Consider the following 17,290-nt stretch of genomic DNA (forward strand, 5'->3'; position numbering starts at 1 on the left):
CCCTACCGCTTGCCGGCCTGCCGCAGCGCCCGTTCGCGCTCCATCGCGGCCACCTGCTTGGGCAGGTTGGCCTGGGCGCAGGCCTCCGCCAGCCGTCGCCGCTCCTGCCACGGCGCAACCACATTCGTCCAGAGCTCGCGCGTGCCCATGATGGAGATCGCGAGGCCGAATGGGATCACGAAGTAGAGAATGCGGAACACCAGCAGTGTGGCCAGAAGCTGCTCGCGGCCGAATTCGGGCAGCGCGACAAGCATGGCGACATCGAACACGCCGATCGAGCCGGGCGCGTGACTGGCAAAGCCGAGCAGCGTCGCCAGGATGAACACCACGGCGAGCGACATGAAGTCGATCGGCGGATTGGCCGGCATCAAAAGGTACATCGCGGTGGCGCAGAAGCCGAGGTCGACGACGCCGATCAGGATCTGCACCAGCGTCAGCGGCGCGGAGGGCAGCACCACCTTCCAGCCTTTCTGGCCGAGCTCGCGGCGCTTCTCGCCCATGCAGAGCCAGACCAGATAGGCGCCGATCGAGGCGAGGCCGCCGAGCGCGATCAGCCGGTTGAGCGACGACGGGAGCTGATCCATCGCGGACGCCGCATCCGGATGGATGGCCATGCCGATCGAGAGCACGAAGATGTTACCGAGCCAGAAGGTCAGGCCCGACAGGAAGCAGATTTTCGCGACGTCGATCGCGTTCAGCCCGTAATCCGAATAGATCCGGAAACGGATCGCGCCGCCGGTGAAGACCGTCGCGCCGATGTTGTGGCCGATCGAATAGGACGTGAAGCTGGACAGCGCTGCGATGCGATAGGGCACGTGCTTCTTGCCGATCGTTCGCAGTGCAAAAAAGTCGTAGAAAGTCAGCGTGCAGAACGCGAAGACGACGCAGATCGCCGCCAGCCCGATATTCCCACGGGGAATCTCGGTCAGCGCGGTCAGGATAACCCCGGTATCGATGCCCTTGAGGGTCCGCACCAGAGTGATGATCGCGAAGGCGATGATGAACACGCTCGCGGCAATGCCGAGCCGTCGCCAGCCGATCCATCTATTAAAGCCGCGTTTCAGCGCGGTCAGCAGTCCGTGCATTCATCCTCCCGGCGGGGGGCAAGACCGATCCAGCCAGGCATCGGCCGATCGGGTGCGATGACGGCCAAAGGCAGGCGTCGATCGCTAGACATGATCAAGTTCATTTAAGGCAAAAACAGCGACTTGTGCAGCCCTTGACAATGGGAGGTTCTGCGCTGGGCCGCCCACTTTTGTCATACGTCGTTCACATCGGACATGCGTTAAGCATATGAGTCGTATGAGCGGCTCAGATGGCGCCGACGCGTTGACATGGTGTCAAATTCTGGCGTCGCCAGCATTGTTCCAGCGCAAGCGATCCGCACTTTTTTGGAACGTCGATGTAGCGTGCCCGTTAGCGCCCCATCAACAATCGAACATGGCGAAATATGCGGCCTTTTGTGCGGGCCGATGACGTCGTGTTCCCGAAACCGAGAGGACCGGAACGATGGGACTGTTCACAAAAGACATCAAAACCATGAACGACCTGTTCGTGCACCAGCTTCAAGACATCTATTATGCCGAGCAGCAGCTCACCAAGGCGCTGCCGAAGATGGCAAGCAAGGCCACCGATCCGCAGCTGAAACAGGGCTTTTTGACGCACCTCGAAGAAACCAAGCAGCATGTCGCGCGGCTGGAGGAAGTGTTCAAGATGCATGGCGTCGCCGCGAAGGCGGTGGATTGCCCGGCCATCGACGGCATCATCGAGGAAGCCGACGAGACCGCCGGCGAGGTCGCCGACAAGGCTGTGCTCGACGCGGCGCTGATCAATGCGGCCCAGGCCGCTGAACATTACGAGATCGTCCGCTACGGCAGCCTGATCGCCTGGGCCAAGCAGCTCGGCCGCAACGACTGCGCCACCGTGCTTGCGAAGACGCTGGAGGAAGAGAAGGCGACCGACAAGAAGCTGACGACACTCGCCGAGAGCAAGGTGAACCTGCGCGCAGCGAGCTAAGGCAAAGCCAAGCCAAGAAGACGCCGCGCAGTGGTCCGCGCGGCGTTTTCTCTTTCTGCCGTCATGCCCAGAGCCTTCGTAATCATCATTCGGCCTTTGTCGAAACATGACGGCGGGCCGGATGAGTATATTTCGCATGGGGCTGCAATCGAGGTGCTGCATGCGAGCCGATACCATCAAATATGAAGCCTTCGACGATCGAGCCGGCGCGCCGCGCGCCGGCTCGCGTCTTGGAACCTCGCTTACGCTGGCCGCGATGAGCCTCGGCTATGGCGTGGTGCAGCTCGACGTCACGATCGTCAACACCGCGCTCGATGCGATGGGCAAGGCGCTCGGCGGCGGCATCGCCGAACTGCAATGGGTTGTCAGCGCCTACACCATCGCGTTTGCCGCCTTCATCCTGACGGCCGGTGCTCTCGGCGACCGGATCGGCGCCAAGCGCGTCTTCATGGCGGGGTTCGCCATCTTCACCGCAGCCTCGCTCGCCTGTGCGCTGTCGCCCAATGCGGTCGTGCTGATCGCCGCGCGGCTGGTCCAGGGCCTGGCAGCGGCGATCCTGGTGCCGAATTCCCTTGCGTTGCTCAATCATGCCTATGCGGACGACCGCGAGCGTGGCCGCGCCGTCGCGGTCTGGGCCGCAGGCGCGAGCCTTGCGCTCACCGCCGGCCCCTTCGTCGGCGGCGCGCTGATCACGCTGGTCGGCTGGCGTGCGATCTTCCTGGTCAATCTGCCGATCGGGCTCGCCGGCCTGTGGCTGAGCTGGCGCTATGCCAGCGAGACCACGCGGGCCCGCTCGCGCGAGATCGATCTGCCCGGCCAGCTGGCCGCGATCGGTGCGCTGGGCGCGCTCGCCGGCGCCATCATCGAAGGCGGTGCACTGGGGTGGGACCATCCTGCCGTGATCGCAGCCTTTGTCGGGGCGGCCGTTCTCGCCGGGCTCTTCGTTTGGCGCGAGAGCCGCGCGGCGCAGCCAATGCTGCCGCTGTCGTTGTTCGGCCACCGGCTGTTCACGCTGACCTCGCTCGTGGGGCTGCTCGTGAACATCGCCATTTACGGCCTGATCTTCGTGCTCAGCCTTTACTTCCAGAGGGTCAACGGGCTGTCGGCGTGGTGGACCGGGCTTGCCTTCGTGCCGATGATGGCGGCGGTGCTGCCGGTCAATCTGCTGGCCCCGCGCCTGGCTGAGCGCATCGGCCGGTGCCGGACCATCGTCGTCGGGGCCTGCATATCGGCCCTCGGCTGCCTCGGCCTGCTCTGGATCGAAGCCGGGACGAGCTATTGGGCGATCTGCGCGCAGATGATCGCGATCAGCGGCGGGCTCGGCCTCCTGGTGCCGCCTCTGACGTCGACCCTGCTCGGCAGCGTCGAGAAGACGCGTTCCGGCATAGCGGCCGGCGTGCTGAACGCGACGCGGCAGACCGGCAGTGTGCTCGGCGTTGCCCTGTTCGGCTCCCTGGTGGCGTCGGACCGTGCGTTCATGCCGGGCCTGCATCTGGCGCTGGCCATTTCGGCGGCCGTTTTGCTGCTCGCCGCCGGTGTGATCGGCCTCGGCGCGCCGGCACGAGGATGAACAAGGTGAATGTGAGCGAACGCACACATCTCCCATTCACCATTCCCGGAACGGGTTTGTAGCTGGTTACCGATCGTCCATCTCTGTCGGGTCAAGTGCCGGTCGATAGGGGCCGGCAATGTATCAAGTTCTCTACTGTCTCACCGATGAGCATGATTGGCGCCTCGTCGCGCTTGGCGGCGCAGTGTGTCTGCTCGCCAGCGCGGCGGCGATCAGCCTGTTTCAGCGCGCACGCGCGGCGCACGGTCCCGGGCGCCTGGCCTGGATCGCCCTGGACGCCGCCGTCAGCGGATGCGGCATCTGGGCGACGCATTTTATCGCGATGCTCGCCTACGGCCCGGGCGGGACCGGCGCCTACAACATCCCGGTGACGATCCTCTCGTTGATCCTTGCGATCTCCGTGACCTTCGTGGGGCTGAGCATCGCGGTATCGTCCTCGCGCCCGGTGTGGATCGTGCTGGGCGGCGCCATCGTCGGCACGGGTGTCGCGGCGATGCATTACACCGGCATGGCGGCGCTGGAAGTGCCGGCACAGGTGCACTGGATCGGAAGCACGGTTGCCGCCTCGGTGCTGTTCGGAATCGTCTTTGCGGCATGCGCATTGTTCATCGCCGCCCGGCGCGACGACCTCTCCCACGCGCTGACGGCGACCACCCTGCTGACGGTTGCCATCGTCGCGCATCATTTCACCGCGATGGGCGCGGTGCTGCTGACGCCGGATCCGACGCTTGCGATCAGCGGGCTCTCCATCCCGCCGGCTTCGCTGTCCTTCCTCACCGCCAGCGCCGCGGTCGCGATCATCGCGATTGCGCTCGTTGCCGCGCTGCTCGACCGCCGCGCCAAGGGCGAATTGGGCCGCCAGCAGATCGTGTTGGACAGCGCGCTGGAGAACATGTCGCAGGGGCTGTGCATGTTCGATGCGGACGGCAAGATCATCCTGTTCAACGAGCGCTATGCCGCGATGCTCCGTCGCACCGACATCCTGCTCACCGGTCGCCGGCTGGTCGACGTGCTCAGGGAAGAGCAGGCCAAGGGCCAATGGCAGGGCGACGCCGATGAATTCTTCGCCCGTCTCGTGGTCGACGCGCGCGAGGGCCGCACCACGACCGACGTCGTCAACCGGTTCGGGCGCTCCATCCGGGTCGTCAACCAGCCGATGCAGGGCGGCGGCTGGGTCGCGACCTTCGAGGACATCACCGAATGGCTGGAGGCGCAGGCCAAGATCTCGCACATGGCCCGCCATGACGCGCTGACCAGCCTGCCGAACCGGGTGCTGTTCCACGAACAGCTCGAGCAGGGACTGCGCCGCACCAGGTCGGGCGACCAGCTCGCGGTGCTTTGTCTCGATCTCGATCACTTCAAGGACATCAACGACTCGCTCGGCCACCCCATCGGCGATGCGCTGCTCAAGGAGGTCGGCCGCAGGTTGAAGACGACGGTCGGCGAACACGATACCGTGGCACGGCTCGGCGGTGATGAGTTCGCGGTGGTTCAGATCGGACGTTCCGAGGAAACCGCAGCGAGGGCTCTTGCCGGCCGCCTCGTCGAGGTGATCTCGGCGCCTTACGAGATCGACGACCATCAGATCGTGATCGGCGTCTCGATCGGCATTTCGTTGTCGCCGCAGGACGGGATCAATCCGGACGAGCTGTTGAAGAACGCAGACCTCGCGCTCTACCGCGCCAAGGCGGACGGCCGTGGCACCTATCGCTTCTTCGAGACCGGCATGGATGCGCGCGCGCAGGCGCGGCGCCTCCTGGAAATGGATCTGCGCGCGGCGCTGCAGCGCGACGAGTTCGAAGCTTACTATCAGCCGATCCGCGACGTCGCGAGCGGCCGCGTCGTCGCCTTCGAGGCGCTGCTGCGCTGGAACCATCCGCAGCGCGGGCTGATCGCGCCGATCAACTTCATTCCGGTGGCCGAGGAAACCGGACTCATCGTCCAGCTCGGCGAGTTCGTGCTGCGCTGTGCCTGCACCGACGCAGCGACCTGGCCCGACGATGTCGACGTCGCCGTCAATCTGTCACCGGTGCAGTTCAAGAGCCCGAACCTGATCGCATCCGTGACCGAGGCGCTGGCGGCCTCGGGACTCGATGCGCGCCGCCTCGAGCTCGAGATCACCGAATCGGTGCTGCTCCAGAACAGCGAGGCGACGCTGACCACCCTGCACGAGCTGCGCGCCATGGGCGTGCGGATCTCGCTCGACGATTTCGGTACCGGCTATTCGTCGCTGAGCTATCTGCGAAGCTTCCCGTTCGACAAGATCAAGATCGATCGCTCGTTCGTGTCGGAGCTGGCGACGCGCGAGGATTCCATGGCGATCATCCGCGCCGTGACCGGCCTTGGCCGCAGCCTCGGCATCGTCACCACCGCGGAAGGTGTCGAGAACGACGCGCAGCTTGAGCTGCTCCGGCGCGAGGGTTGCACCCAGGCGCAGGGCTATCTGTTCAGCAAGCCGCGGCCCGCTTCCGACGTGGCGATGATGCTGGAAGTCCCGCGGCTGCGCGCCTCTGCTTGAGGGTTAGCCGCGGCGCAATGCGAAATGCGCGCCGCAGAACGCCATCACGGCGCCGAGGCACAGCGCGGCGAGCCCGGCGAGGACGACCGAGACGGTCGGGATCGAGCTCGGTGCCGCGGCCGCCTGGCCCGCGCCCGCAAGCAGCAGCACGCCGACCGCGATCAGGAACTGCCGCATCCGTTGCGGGATCTGCCCGGAGACGGCGCTCTGCATTAAGCTCGCCGTGAAATAGCCGCCGGAGAAGCCGACGGTCGCGATCAGCCACCAGGCGATCGCGGCGCCGGCCGGCATGAACTCGTGCGTGTCGGAGCGCCAGAGGCCGCCGAGATCGAGCCCGTAGCGCGCGCCCAGCATGTGCACGGCGAGCGCGAGCAGCACGCCGGAAATCACGGCGGCACCGAGAATCAGGCGGCGCGGAAAAAAGGTCGTCTCAGCCATGCCCCGCTTGTAGGATGGGCGAGGGCGATCGCGCAAGCGGATCGCGGACGGGGTTGATTGTCGAGATGCAGGTTTCGGATGCCGAGCCAGCCACGAGCTATGCCTACAAGGCGTCGCTGATCGGTTCGGCGCACCGCTTCGAGCTGACGGAGGCGGGGCTTTCCTGGCACATCGCCGGGCGCTCGGGGCTGTGGCGTTACGACGAAATCTCCGCGATCCGGCTGTCGTTCCGCCCCGTATCGATGCAGCAGCACCGCTTTCGCGCCGATGTCAGCCACGCCGGTGGCGGCCGCATCGCGATCCTGTCGACCAGCTGGCAGACCGCGGCGCTGATGGCGCCGCAGGACAACGGCTTTCGCGCGTTCATCGTCGAATTGCATGCGCGGATGGCGCAGGCGGGCAGCCGGGCGACGCTGACCGCGGGCCTCGGCCGCGCGACCTATGCGGCGGTGCTGGCCTTCCTGGCGGTGCTGACGGTGGCGATGACGGGACTCTTGATTCGTGCGCTGGTGATCGGCGAGTTCGCCGGCGCGCTGTTCATTCTCGGCTTTGCCGCGCTGTTCGCCTGGCAGGTCGGGGGCTTCGTCCGGCGCAACCAGCCGCAAAGCTACAGTTTTGATCGTGTGCCCAAGGCTTTGTTGCCCTGAAAGGCCTTGCTGCCCTAGCTGCAATCCGCCGCAATCAAACGTGACTTCGCGCTGCCGTGCCGGTGTCGCATCGTGCCGCCATGTCAGCCATGGATCGCGCCACGCGTCAGCTTACGGCGGATGAGATCGCCGAGATCAACCGCACGCATCTGATCGATACGCCGCTCCGGCCGGCCGACCTGTTGTTCATGTTCGGCACCCGCGAGGACGTCGGCTTGCGCGCCGACACCGCCGCGAGGCTGTGGCGCGATGGGCTTTTCCGCTGGTCAATTGTCAGCGGCGGAGTGACGCCGGGCTCGGAGCAATCCGAGTGCATTGTCATCAAGGCGGCGATGGCCGCGGCCGGCATTCCGCCGGACCTGATCCTCGAGGAGCATCGCGCGATGAACACCGGCGAGAACGTGATCTTCTCGCTGCCGATCATCGATGCGGCGCTCGGACTGCGAAATATTCGGAGCGTGATCTGCCTTGGCAACACCTGGACCGCGCGCCGCTACCCGATGACGTTGCATCGGCACTGGCCGGAGGTCGACAAGATGCTGCTCACCGTCGACAGCTTTGCAACGCCGCGCGCGCTTTGGCACACGGATGTCGAGTTTCGCCGCCGGGTCCTGCACGAATGGAACAAGATCGAGCCGTACAGGGCGAGGGGCTTCATCGCGCAATGGCCTGAGGCCTGAGAAAGCGATTCTCGTCTTGACGCGTTTTCTTTACGCGAACCCGTATCCACTTCGCTCGAAAACGCTCTGGTTACTCCGTCGAATCAAAATCCTCTTCCTTGGTGCCGAGCAGCGACACGATCGTGCGCAGGCCCGAATCGAGTTGCTCGGGCGAGGGCGGGGCGAGCGCGAGCCGTACCGCATTCGGTGCATGACCATGGGCGATCGCGAATGTCGAGGACGGCGTCAGCGCGATGCCGCGCCTAGCTGCCGCCGCGACGAAGGTCTGCGAGCGCCAATGCGGCGGCAGCGTCAGCCAAAGGTGATAGGAGCGCGGGTCGGCGGCGAGCTGGTAGCCGGCGAGCAGCCTTGCCGCGGTCTGCTGGCGGCGTGCGGCGTCGATGCGTTTCAGGCGTGTCAGCTCGGCGACGGTGCCGTCGGCCATCAGCCGCTGCCCGGACGCCAGCGCGTGTCCCGAGGCGATCCAACCGCCGGTGCGGACCGCGCTCATCACGCTCTCGCGCAAGTGAGGCGGCGCGACGAGGATGCCGAGCGCAAGGCCCGGCGCGACCTTCTTGGACAGGCTGTCGAGCACGATGCAGCGATCCGGCGCGAGCGCCGCCAGCGGCGTGTCGTCGGCGAGGAAGCCGTAGACGGCGTCCTCGATGATGGTGAGATCGAGCTTCTCGGCGACGCGCATGATGTCGGCGCGCCGTGTCGCGTTCATGGTGACGCCGAGCGGGTTCTGGATGATGGGCTGGAGATACAGCGCTGACAAATGCGCCTCGCGATGCGCCTTCTGGATCGCATCGGGCCGCGCGCCGAATTCGTCCATCGGGATCGGAACGAGCGTCACACCTAAGCGCGCGGCAATGCTCTTGACGTAGGGATAGGTCAGCGCCTCGACGCCGCAGCGGCCGCCGGTGGGAACGAGCGCGGCGAGCGCGGCCGCGAGCGATTGCTTGCCATTGGCGGTGAAGACGATCTGCTCGGCCTGCGGCGCAAAATCCTTGCGCGACAGATAGGTGGCGGCCGCATTGCGCGCGCTCTTGGTGCCGGTACTGGTCGAGACGCGCAGGGCGGATTCCAGCGCATCGACGCGCTCGAGCCCCGCAAGGCTCTTGGCGATCATCGCCCATTGCTGCGGCAATAACGGATAATTGACCTCGAAATCGATCCGCGCATCGCGCGGCTCGCTCAACGCCTCGACCTCGCGCCTGATGTCTCCGGAGATGAAGGTGCCGCGGCCGACCTCGCCGACCACGAGGCCGCGGCGGAGCAATTCCGTATAAACCCGGCTCGCGGTCGAGACCGCGATGCCACGGTCATAGGCAAAATTACGCTGCGGCGGCAGCCGGTCGCCGGGCCTTAACGTGCCGTTAGCGATATCGACGGCAATGGCATCGGCAAGCTTCACGTACTCGAACTTGGACATTATTGCACCGAGAGCAATGTTTTCCTTGCTCCGAGGAGTGTACTGGAGCATTCAAGTTCCATCAAGTTCCGCGATTGAGCCGAGGAGAGCGAGTGCAATCCGACGGCAAATGAGGTGCAGGCGCTGACAGCGTCCGCGCCAACGGCATCGGCTTCGCCGCGCGGGACGCAAGGCCGGAGAAGAAAAATGACCATGATCTCGCAAACTGCCGGGCGGAGTTTACGCCCCTCCTCGTCGAGCGGTTTCTTCCGCGCGCTCGCCAACGGCGTCCAGGCGCTGTTCGACCGCCTCGAGCGCCGCTCCGCCGTCAAGACGTTGAGCGAGCTCGACGACCGCGCCTTGCGCGACATCGGGATCAATCGCAGCCAGATCGAGGACGCGGTGTACGGGCAGTTCAAGGCCGAGCTGTCGCGGTATCTGTGAGCTTGCTTCTCTGTGTCCCGGACGCGCTGCAGCGTCCTTCGCTGCTGCCCAGAGCCGGGACCCAGCAAGCTGCGGCACTCGCTGCTGCATGGGCCCCGGCTCTGCAGCGCACCGCTGAAGGAGCGCTGCGCTGCGTCCGGGGCACGAGACCTGAGTTTGCGCGCACACCTGCCTCCACATCGTCATTGCGAGCGCAGCGAAGCAATCCAGCTTCCCTCCGCTGAAAGACTCTGGATTGCTTCGCTGCGCTCGCAATGACGTGGTGATGGCATCGCTCTCTCAACTTGCATCTTCATTGCAGACATACCTTTGCATCCTCGCGGCTCATCTCGCCCGAGCTTTGCCTCAACGCTTCCCCCTCAAGTGAAAGAGGGCGCAGGGAAGGCCGGGAGCCGGCTGGCACCCGCGGTCCACTGTGCGAAGTTGCAGTCAGAAAATCTGCACAGCGGCATACAGGTGAAGCCAGGACATCCCGGCCTTCCCTGCGCAGTGGTTTTACGGCTTATGTCGCGCTCTCCCCGGGGAGCGATGCACTATTGCCCCCGTCGCCATGCGGATGACTGATGCGCGTGCCCGGTCGGGCCGCCACATCACCACAGGACTTGGCGCACAGACCCCGGGCGCCAGGACCACACGATTTTGCCGTACGCGAACCGCATCTGTCGTTGGCGCGAGGTCTTCGCTCACGGTCGCCCGCCCTGCGAAGCTTGTCGCGCCAATGTGGCCCGCGTCCACCGCCGCCCGGCCCGCGTTCGTGACGATCGCGATACGCCCCTCTTCCTTGGGCCGGGGTGCGTGCACTATCCGCTAATTCCGAATTTCGGTAAAGTGGAATATTTTCGTGGCCGCGTATTGACCGAGCATTTGGGTGTTTTGCCCGTCGGGCACCGCAAGGTCTCGTAGCCCGGATGGAGCGCAGCGTAATCCGGGAATCGTGCGGAAAGAGCAGCCCCCGGATTGCGCTTCGCTCCATCCGGGCTACGGGCTACTACGCGCTGTCGCGATGATCAGGCCAACGCGACTTGGCCCCATACGCCGCCGTAAGCTCGATCGTCTTCGGATCGGTCGGGCTCGTGCCGCGGCTTAGTTGGCACGCTGCGTCGGCGCCGATGCCTGATGTCCAAACGCTGCACATGCGCAACGACGCTGCCGGCGAGCCGGGCGGTACGTGCCGCCGCCTGTTTGAGGACGAACAGGATCGTCGTGACGCGGCTCAGCACGCCGAGCAGGATCACCACCGAGAAGATGTCGATATAGGCGAGGAAGTCACCGATGAGCATCAGTTCCGGCGGAATCGGGATTCTATGATAGTAGGCCAGCACAATGATAACGACTGGGATCAAGGCGATCGCCTTCCGCACCGTCAGCCGGTCCAGCAACGCTGCAAATTGCACGACCAGCACCTCCCATAGTGCGTCGCCAATCGCGAGCGGGACCTCGTAGGTCCATCTGTGCCACCAGTGCTTCACGGTATTGCTCCGAGTTAGGTGCGTGACCACCGGTCTTGTCGCCCGGATGGAGCGGAAGCGTAATCCGGGGGCGGCCCCGGATTGCGCTGCGCTCCATCCGGGCTAGGAGGTGCCGGACGAAAGCGTACAATGTCTCAACATCGTCATTGCGAGCGGAGCGAAGCAATCCAGCATGTCTCCGTGGACAGACTCTGGATTGCTTCGTCGCAAGGGCTCCTCGCAATGACGGGGAGAGAGCAGCGCCGCCAGCGCAATGACGGAGCTTGTTGCAACTCTCAGTGCCTGACCACCAGCACCGAGCACTTTGCGTAGCGCACGACATGCCCGGCGTTGGAGCCGAGGAAATAGGTGCGCATCGCCGGCCGGTGCGAGGTCATCACGATCAGATCGGCCTTCATGTGCACCGCTTCCTCCAGGATCTCGTGATAGATGCCGCCCTGGCGGACCACGCTGGAGATGCGGGACGCCTCGATGCCGGATTCGCGCGCGACGATGGCGAGTGCTTCCTCGGAGGTTTGGCGCTGCTGTTCGTCGAAATCGGCCGGCACGTATTCGGCCAGCATCACCGGCGTCATCGGCAGCACGTTGAGCAGGCGCACGGCGCCGCTCCAGGTCTGCGACAACGTCGCCGCGGTTGCGATCGCCGGCTTGGCCAGATCGGTATCGGCGAGGTCGATGGGCACGAGGATGGACTTGAACATCTGCGCCTCCAGTCTTCCAGTCAGCACCTCCTGCGGCTGAATCAACCGGTCGAGACGGCGCCCGCGCGTCTCATTCCGATCGAAGCAGCTTGGGGCTGACGAACAGCACCAGTTTGCCGCGGCGGTAGGCCACGTCACCCCAATCCTTGACGTCAAAGTCGAAGATCGCAAGCCCCGCAGTGGGCAGGTTGTCGCGGAGCGCCCTGGCGCCGGCCGGATCGCCGCCGCCCAGCAGCATCAGCGCGACCTCGTGCATGCCCGGATTGTGGCCGACCAGCAGCAAGTGCTTCGGGTTGGCCGGGGCGGTTGCAGTGCGAATGGAGTCCAGGAGCTGCGCGGGATCGGCGCCATAGAGTTCCGGCAAGATCTCGACCTCAGGCGCGGCGACGCGGTCCTTCATCGCCTCCCAGGCGATGTCCCAGGTCTGCCGGGCCCGGACGGCATGCGACACCAGCACGGAATTAGGAACGGGCGGATGGGCGGCGATCCAGTCGCCCATCCGCGCTGCATCCTTGTGGCCGCGGTCGTCGAGGCGGCGGTCCTGGTCACGGCCGCTTGGCGCGTCAGTCTCGGTCTTGGCGTGACGCAGCAGCATCAAACGGCGCATGATGGCATTCTCGAATCGTTACACGTCCAGAATAATCTACAGGCGGCGGTTGAGGGCAAGGTGACAAGCGCCCGCAGTCCATTAAAGCGCTCTGAGATCAGGACGAATCGTCATCGCGCTCTAAGTTGTTGGTATGAGCATGATCTTTTCGGAAAACCGCTGCACACTTTCCCGGATCATGCTCTAAGAAAACGACATGAGCGAGACTTTCACAAGCACGTCCCAGGAAGAAGTCGGCTTTCGCGAACGCGAACGCCTGTCGTTCGATCTCGATGCCGACATTTGTGTGATCGGGGCGGGGATTGCCGGCCTCTCCATCGCACTGGAGGCGGCCCGGCTCGGGGCCAGCGTCGCGGTGCTCGAGGGCCGTCATATCGGCTGGAACGCCTCCGGCAACCAGCTCGGCACCGTGATGCCCGGCTTTGCACTGCCGCTCACGGACCTGATCGAGCGCGTTGGCTTCGAGGACGCGCGCGAGCTGTGGACGATGTCGAAGGAGGGCGCCGAGTTCGTTCGCGCCAACGCCACGGAAGAGAACATGCCGGGGATCGGCCTCAGCGACGGCGTGCTCGAGGTCTCCAATGTCGATGCCGGCGACAGGCTGATCAGCCGGTTGCAGATGCTGAACGAGGATTTCGACACCGAGGTCGAAGGCTGGCAGGTCGCTCGCGTCCGCGAGGTGCTCAAGACCGATCGTTACTTCCACGGCGTGTACTACCCCAGGGCGTTCCAGGTCGACGGCCGCAAATATGTGCACGGCCTTGCGGCGTTGGCGCGGCGGGCAGGGGCCCGCATCTTCGAGGATACGCCGGTGGTCAGCATCGATCATTCCGGCATTCGCAAGCGCATCGTCACGCCGTCGGCGCGGCTGCGCGCGACCCACATCGTGCTCGCCGGCAACATCCATCTTGGCGCGCCATTGAAGCGCCTGTCGGAGACGCTGCTGCCGGTCTGGCGCCATGCCGGCATCACCGCGCCGCTCGGCGAGCACGTGCATGAGATCATCGCCTTCAAGGGATCAGTGATGGATTCCGACGGCGTCGACCATTTCCGTGTCGTCGACGGCGATCGGCTGATGTGGGAAAGCCCGGAGACCACCTGGGCGGCGCGTCCGCAGCGCTTCGCGGGCGCCGTCCGGCGGCGGATCCGCACGATCTTCCCCGAGCTCGGCAATGTCGAGATCACCGAAACGTTCGGCGGCGCCACCGGTCAGACCGTGCACGGCATGCCGCAGATCGGCCAGTTGCGCAGGGGCCTGTGGGTGGCGAGCGGGTTCGGCCGCCAGGGCATGAACATTTCGGCCATGGCCGGACAAATGATCGCGCGCAGCATCCTCTTGGGTGACGAGCGCTGGCGCCTGTTCTCGCCTTTCGAGCTGGTCTGGGCGGGAGGGGCCACGGGGCGCGTCGCAGGCCAGCTGGTCGGGATCTGGGGCAGGGCGAGTTCCGCCGCCGCGGGCTCGCTCGCCCGCTATCGCGAGCGTGCCAGGGTCAAGGATCGGGAACGCGAGGCGCGCCTCGCCGAAGCCAACCGTGCCGCCGGCACGGGTGCGCGCCGTCCGCCGGCTGGCGTCCGGCCGCGGCCGGCTCCGCCGCCCAAGCTTGCGGCCCGGGGGCCAGTACAGGCCGCGGAACCGGCCGCGCAGGACGACGGCGTTCCGCAATAGACCCCGCGAAAAATTCCGCCCGAAAGTGTAACGTCGGCCGTTAGAGCCCGTATCTCAGGGCGTGGACTCCCCGCGCACGGAGAATGAGATGTTTGACCGCCGCATCCTGTTGACGACTGCCGCCGGCCTGTTCGGCCTTTCGGCCTTCCGCTGGCTGAGAGCATCCCCGGCCGAAGCTGGCGAGAAGGCCGCGGAAAAGTTCGAGATCACGAAGACGGAGGCCGAATGGCGTGCCCAGCTCACGCCGCAGCAATATGAGATCCTGCGCAACCACGGCACCGAGCGGCCCGGCTCCAGCCCTCTGCTCAAGGAGCACCGCAAGGGCATCTTCGCCTGCGCGGGCTGCGACCTGCCGCTGTTTGCGTCTGAGACCAAGTTCGAGAGCGGCACCGGGTGGCCGAGCTTCTACCAGCCGATCGAGGGCAATGTCGGCAAGACCGAGGACCGCACCTACGGCATGGTCCGCACCGAGGTGCATTGCCGCCGTTGCGGCGGCCATCTCGGCCACGTCTTCGACGACGGTCCGAAGCCGACCGGCCTGCGCTACTGCATCGACGGCTTTGGGCTGGTGTTCCACCCGGCCGCGGCGTCGGCAACGTAATGAGTTGAGGTGTCATTCCGGAGCGATGCGCGAGCATCGCATCCGGAATCCCGGGGTTCCGGATTCGATGCTGACGCATCGCTCCGGAACGACGATCGTCCCGGCAATTGTTGCCGGCCGGGCAATTGTGCCCCGGTCATCCGACCGGGGCATGTCTATTTAAGTCATTGATTTCCTGAAGGTACCCGCATTGGCATGGCCTTTGCGACTGTCTCTGCCGATTGCGGCCACGGTTCGGCGCCGCCGAGATCGGATTTGGAGACAAAGTTATGGGTATCTTCGATGCAATGAACACCTCGGTGGGTGGCTTGCAGGCGCAGTCCTTCGCGCTTCAGAACATTTCCGGCAACATCGCGAACTCCTCCACCACCGGCTACAAGGGCATCGGCACCAGCTTCGTCGATCTCATTCCCGACTCATCCGTGCCGAGCAAGCAGGTCGCAGGCGGCGTGACGGCCAACGCGAAGGCCACCATCACCACGCAGGGCACGATCTCGTCCTCCACCGTCGCCACCAACATGGCGATCACCGGCGACGGCTTCTTCTCGATCCAGAAGGCAACCAACATCGTCGACAATCAGCCGGTGTTCAGCGGCGTCACCTATTACACGCGGCGCGGCGATTTCCAGCTCAATGCCAACGGCAACCTGGTCAACGGCGCCGGCTACTATCTGATGGGCGTCACGGTCGACCCGAAGACGGGTAACCCGCAAGGCAACGTCGCGACCGTTCTGAAATTCCAGAACAACTTCATTCCGGCGCAGGCGACCAGCTCGATCCAGTACGCCGCGAACCTGCCGACCCAACCGAACACGGTGGCGAGCACGACCGCGTCGACCGGCACGCTGCTGGCGGCTGGCGGGCTGAATCCGTCCGACTTTTCGGCCAACCCGCTGCCGGTCGGCACGCCGCCCGCGCCCTATTCCAACGCACTGGTCTCAGGCGCGGCCGCAACCGGCAACATCCGCTCGGCCTACTCGTCGACGACGGGCACGGGCACGGTTGCGCTCCAGAACAATTCGTCCGCGGTCGCCTCGACCACCACGTCGCTCGACAACTCCGTTGGCACGCATCTCGCCTCCAGCATTCTCACCGCGCTGAGCGGCCAGACGCTGACCATCAACGGCAACACCATCACCTTCAACGCCGGCACGACGGTTTCGACGGTCGGCAACAACACCACGATCGGCCTCGGTGCGGGCACGACGGCCACGGTTGCCAGCATCCTGAACGCGATCCAGACCGCCGGCGGCGCCGGTGTCACGGCCTCGCTGTCCGCCAGCGGCAATATCCAGATCTCGTCCGGCACCGGCACCGACGTGGCGGTCGGCAGCGGCACGGCCGCCACCGCGCTCGGTATCAGCAGCGTGACCCGTGGCGGCAACGTCCTGTCCTCGCCCGCGATCTCGGGTGCAACGGTGCTGAGCGGCACCGCCACCGCCGGTGGCGCCCAGGTGCTCTCGTCCGGCTTTTCCGCCGGCGACACCATCACAGTCAACGGCCAGACGCTGACCTTCATGGCCTCGGGCGCCTCGGGCGCCAACCAGATCAACGTCACCGACAACATCACAACTCTGCTCGGCAAGATCGACGCGCTGTCCGGTGCGTCGGGATCGTCGGTCAGCAGCGGGGGCGTGATCACGCTGAACACCGGCACCGTTTCCAACCTGTCGGTGTCCAGCTCGAACAGCTCAGCCTTTGCCGCGCTCGGCTTCACCTCGACCATCACGAAGAATCGCGACGGCGGCGGCACCGCCGGCACCGGCGGCGTGATCGGCAACGACGTCGCCACCTTCACCAAGGAATCGATCAGCGGCGGCGCGGTGACCGCCTACAACGCCGCCGGCACGCCGGTGAACCTGCAATTGCGCTGGGCCAAGACCGACAGCGCCTCGCTGGGCGCGGGCCATTCCGATACCTGGAACCTGTTCTACCAGACCGACCCGAATGCGACCGGAACCACGGTCGGCTGGGTCAATACTGGACAGGCCTTCACCTTTGCCGCCGACGGCTCGCTGACCTCGCCGAGCGGCTCGGGCATCACCATCAACAACGTCAGTGTCAGCGGCCAGTCGCTCGGCTCCGTCGCCTTCAACATCTCCTCGGGCGGGCTGACGCAATATGCCAGCACCAGCGGCGCGGTGACCATCAACACCATCACGCAGAACGGCTATGCCGCCGGCCAGCTTCGCTCGGTTGCCGTCAACAACAACGGCGTCGTGGTCGGCACCTTCTCGAACGGCCAGAACCTCAACCTCGCGCAGGTGCAGCTGTCGCACTTCAACGGCACCAACTATCTGAAGGCGCTCGACGGTGGTGCCTATGCGGCGACCGAACAATCGGGAGCCGCGATCGACGGCGCCTCGGGCACCATCAGCGGCTCGTCACTGGAAGGCTCGAACACCGACATCGCCGACGAGTTCACCAAGCTGATCGTGACGCAGCAGGCCTATTCGGCCAACACCAAGGTGATCACGACCGCGAATTCGATGGTGCAGGACCTCTTGAACGTGTTGCGCTGATCGGCGCGTAACGTAACC

At 65.3% G+C, this 17,290-nt stretch carries 15 protein-coding genes; 9 read left to right on the plus strand and 6 right to left on the minus strand.

The genetic code is table 11. The features are described from left to right. Positions 1 to 2 precede the first annotated feature (2 nt). Entirely contained in the window at positions 3 to 1,085 is a 1,083-nt protein-coding gene (locus tag NLM27_RS06520) for a YbhN family protein (RefSeq protein ID WP_254142569.1), read from the minus strand. Positions 1,086 to 1,509: 424 nt separating this feature from the next. Here NLM27_RS06520 and NLM27_RS06525 point away from each other — a divergent pair, with 424 nt between their 5' ends. The 3 genes from NLM27_RS06525 (at position 1,510) to NLM27_RS06535 (ending at position 6,104) form a co-directional block, all read left to right on the plus strand. Continuing rightward, positions 1,510 to 2,016, plus strand: coding sequence for a ferritin-like domain-containing protein (locus NLM27_RS06525; protein WP_254142570.1), 507 nt, complete (start codon positions 1,510 to 1,512; stop codon positions 2,014 to 2,016). A 160-nt stretch (positions 2,017 to 2,176) separates the two neighbouring features. Beyond that, on the plus strand, positions 2,177 to 3,586 hold the full coding sequence (locus NLM27_RS06530) for an MFS transporter (RefSeq protein WP_254142571.1): 1,410 nt from the start codon (positions 2,177 to 2,179) through the stop codon (positions 3,584 to 3,586). 118 nt (positions 3,587 to 3,704) lie between these two features. Next, positions 3,705 to 6,104, plus strand: coding sequence for an EAL domain-containing protein (locus NLM27_RS06535; protein ID WP_254142572.1), 2,400 nt, complete (start codon positions 3,705 to 3,707; stop codon positions 6,102 to 6,104). A 3-nt stretch (positions 6,105 to 6,107) separates the two neighbouring features. Here the strand turns inward: NLM27_RS06535 and NLM27_RS06540 are convergent, their stop codons facing one another. Then, positions 6,108 to 6,542 (minus strand): hypothetical protein, encoded by a 435-nt coding sequence (locus NLM27_RS06540; RefSeq protein ID WP_254142573.1) that lies wholly within the window; start codon positions 6,540 to 6,542, stop codon positions 6,108 to 6,110. A gap of 65 nt (positions 6,543 to 6,607) precedes the next feature. On the opposite strand from NLM27_RS06540, the gene NLM27_RS06545 reads away from it, so the two are divergent. Continuing rightward, complete coding sequence (locus NLM27_RS06545) at positions 6,608 to 7,189, plus strand: hypothetical protein (RefSeq protein ID WP_254142574.1); 582 nt, start codon at positions 6,608 to 6,610, stop codon at positions 7,187 to 7,189. A gap of 80 nt (positions 7,190 to 7,269) precedes the next feature. Next, on the plus strand, positions 7,270 to 7,869 hold the full coding sequence (locus tag NLM27_RS06550) for a YdcF family protein (RefSeq protein WP_254142575.1): 600 nt from the start codon (positions 7,270 to 7,272) through the stop codon (positions 7,867 to 7,869). 70 nt (positions 7,870 to 7,939) lie between these two features. Here the strand turns inward: NLM27_RS06550 and NLM27_RS06555 are convergent, their stop codons facing one another. Next, positions 7,940 to 9,283, minus strand: coding sequence for a PLP-dependent aminotransferase family protein (locus NLM27_RS06555; RefSeq protein ID WP_254142576.1), 1,344 nt, complete (start codon positions 9,281 to 9,283; stop codon positions 7,940 to 7,942). A gap of 186 nt (positions 9,284 to 9,469) precedes the next feature. Between NLM27_RS06555 and NLM27_RS06560 the strand changes: the two genes are divergently transcribed. Next, a complete protein-coding gene (locus tag NLM27_RS06560; RefSeq protein WP_254142577.1) occupies positions 9,470 to 9,706 on the plus strand; it encodes a DUF1127 domain-containing protein in 237 nt (78 codons plus the stop codon). Positions 9,707 to 10,713: 1,007 nt separating this feature from the next. Here NLM27_RS06560 and NLM27_RS06565 read toward each other — a convergent pair. From NLM27_RS06565 to NLM27_RS06575, 3 genes are all read right to left on the minus strand, one after another. Further along, positions 10,714 to 11,100, minus strand: coding sequence for a hypothetical protein (locus NLM27_RS06565; protein ID WP_254142578.1), 387 nt, complete (start codon positions 11,098 to 11,100; stop codon positions 10,714 to 10,716). A 350-nt stretch (positions 11,101 to 11,450) separates the two neighbouring features. Further along, a complete protein-coding gene (locus tag NLM27_RS06570) occupies positions 11,451 to 11,876 on the minus strand; it encodes a universal stress protein (RefSeq protein WP_008554848.1) in 426 nt (141 codons plus the stop codon). 70 nt (positions 11,877 to 11,946) lie between these two features. Then, positions 11,947 to 12,483 (minus strand): histidine phosphatase family protein, encoded by a 537-nt coding sequence (locus NLM27_RS06575; RefSeq protein ID WP_254142579.1) that lies wholly within the window; start codon positions 12,481 to 12,483, stop codon positions 11,947 to 11,949. Positions 12,484 to 12,679: 196 nt separating this feature from the next. Here NLM27_RS06575 and NLM27_RS06580 point away from each other — a divergent pair, with 196 nt between their 5' ends. The 3 genes from NLM27_RS06580 (at position 12,680) to NLM27_RS06590 (ending at position 17,272) form a co-directional block, all read left to right on the plus strand. Further along, positions 12,680 to 14,149, plus strand: coding sequence for an FAD-binding oxidoreductase (locus NLM27_RS06580; RefSeq protein WP_254142580.1), 1,470 nt, complete (start codon positions 12,680 to 12,682; stop codon positions 14,147 to 14,149). Positions 14,150 to 14,237: 88 nt separating this feature from the next. Further along, a complete protein-coding gene (gene msrB, locus NLM27_RS06585; RefSeq protein WP_254142581.1) occupies positions 14,238 to 14,750 on the plus strand; it encodes a peptide-methionine (R)-S-oxide reductase MsrB in 513 nt (170 codons plus the stop codon). A gap of 269 nt (positions 14,751 to 15,019) precedes the next feature. Further along, entirely contained in the window at positions 15,020 to 17,272 is a 2,253-nt protein-coding gene (locus NLM27_RS06590; RefSeq protein WP_254142582.1) for a flagellar hook-basal body complex protein, read from the plus strand. Positions 17,273 to 17,290: the final 18 nt, after the last annotated feature.

Origin of the sequence: Bradyrhizobium sp. CCGB12 (genome assembly GCF_024199845.1) — a bacterium.
Lineage (GTDB): Bacteria > Pseudomonadota > Alphaproteobacteria > Rhizobiales > Xanthobacteraceae > Bradyrhizobium.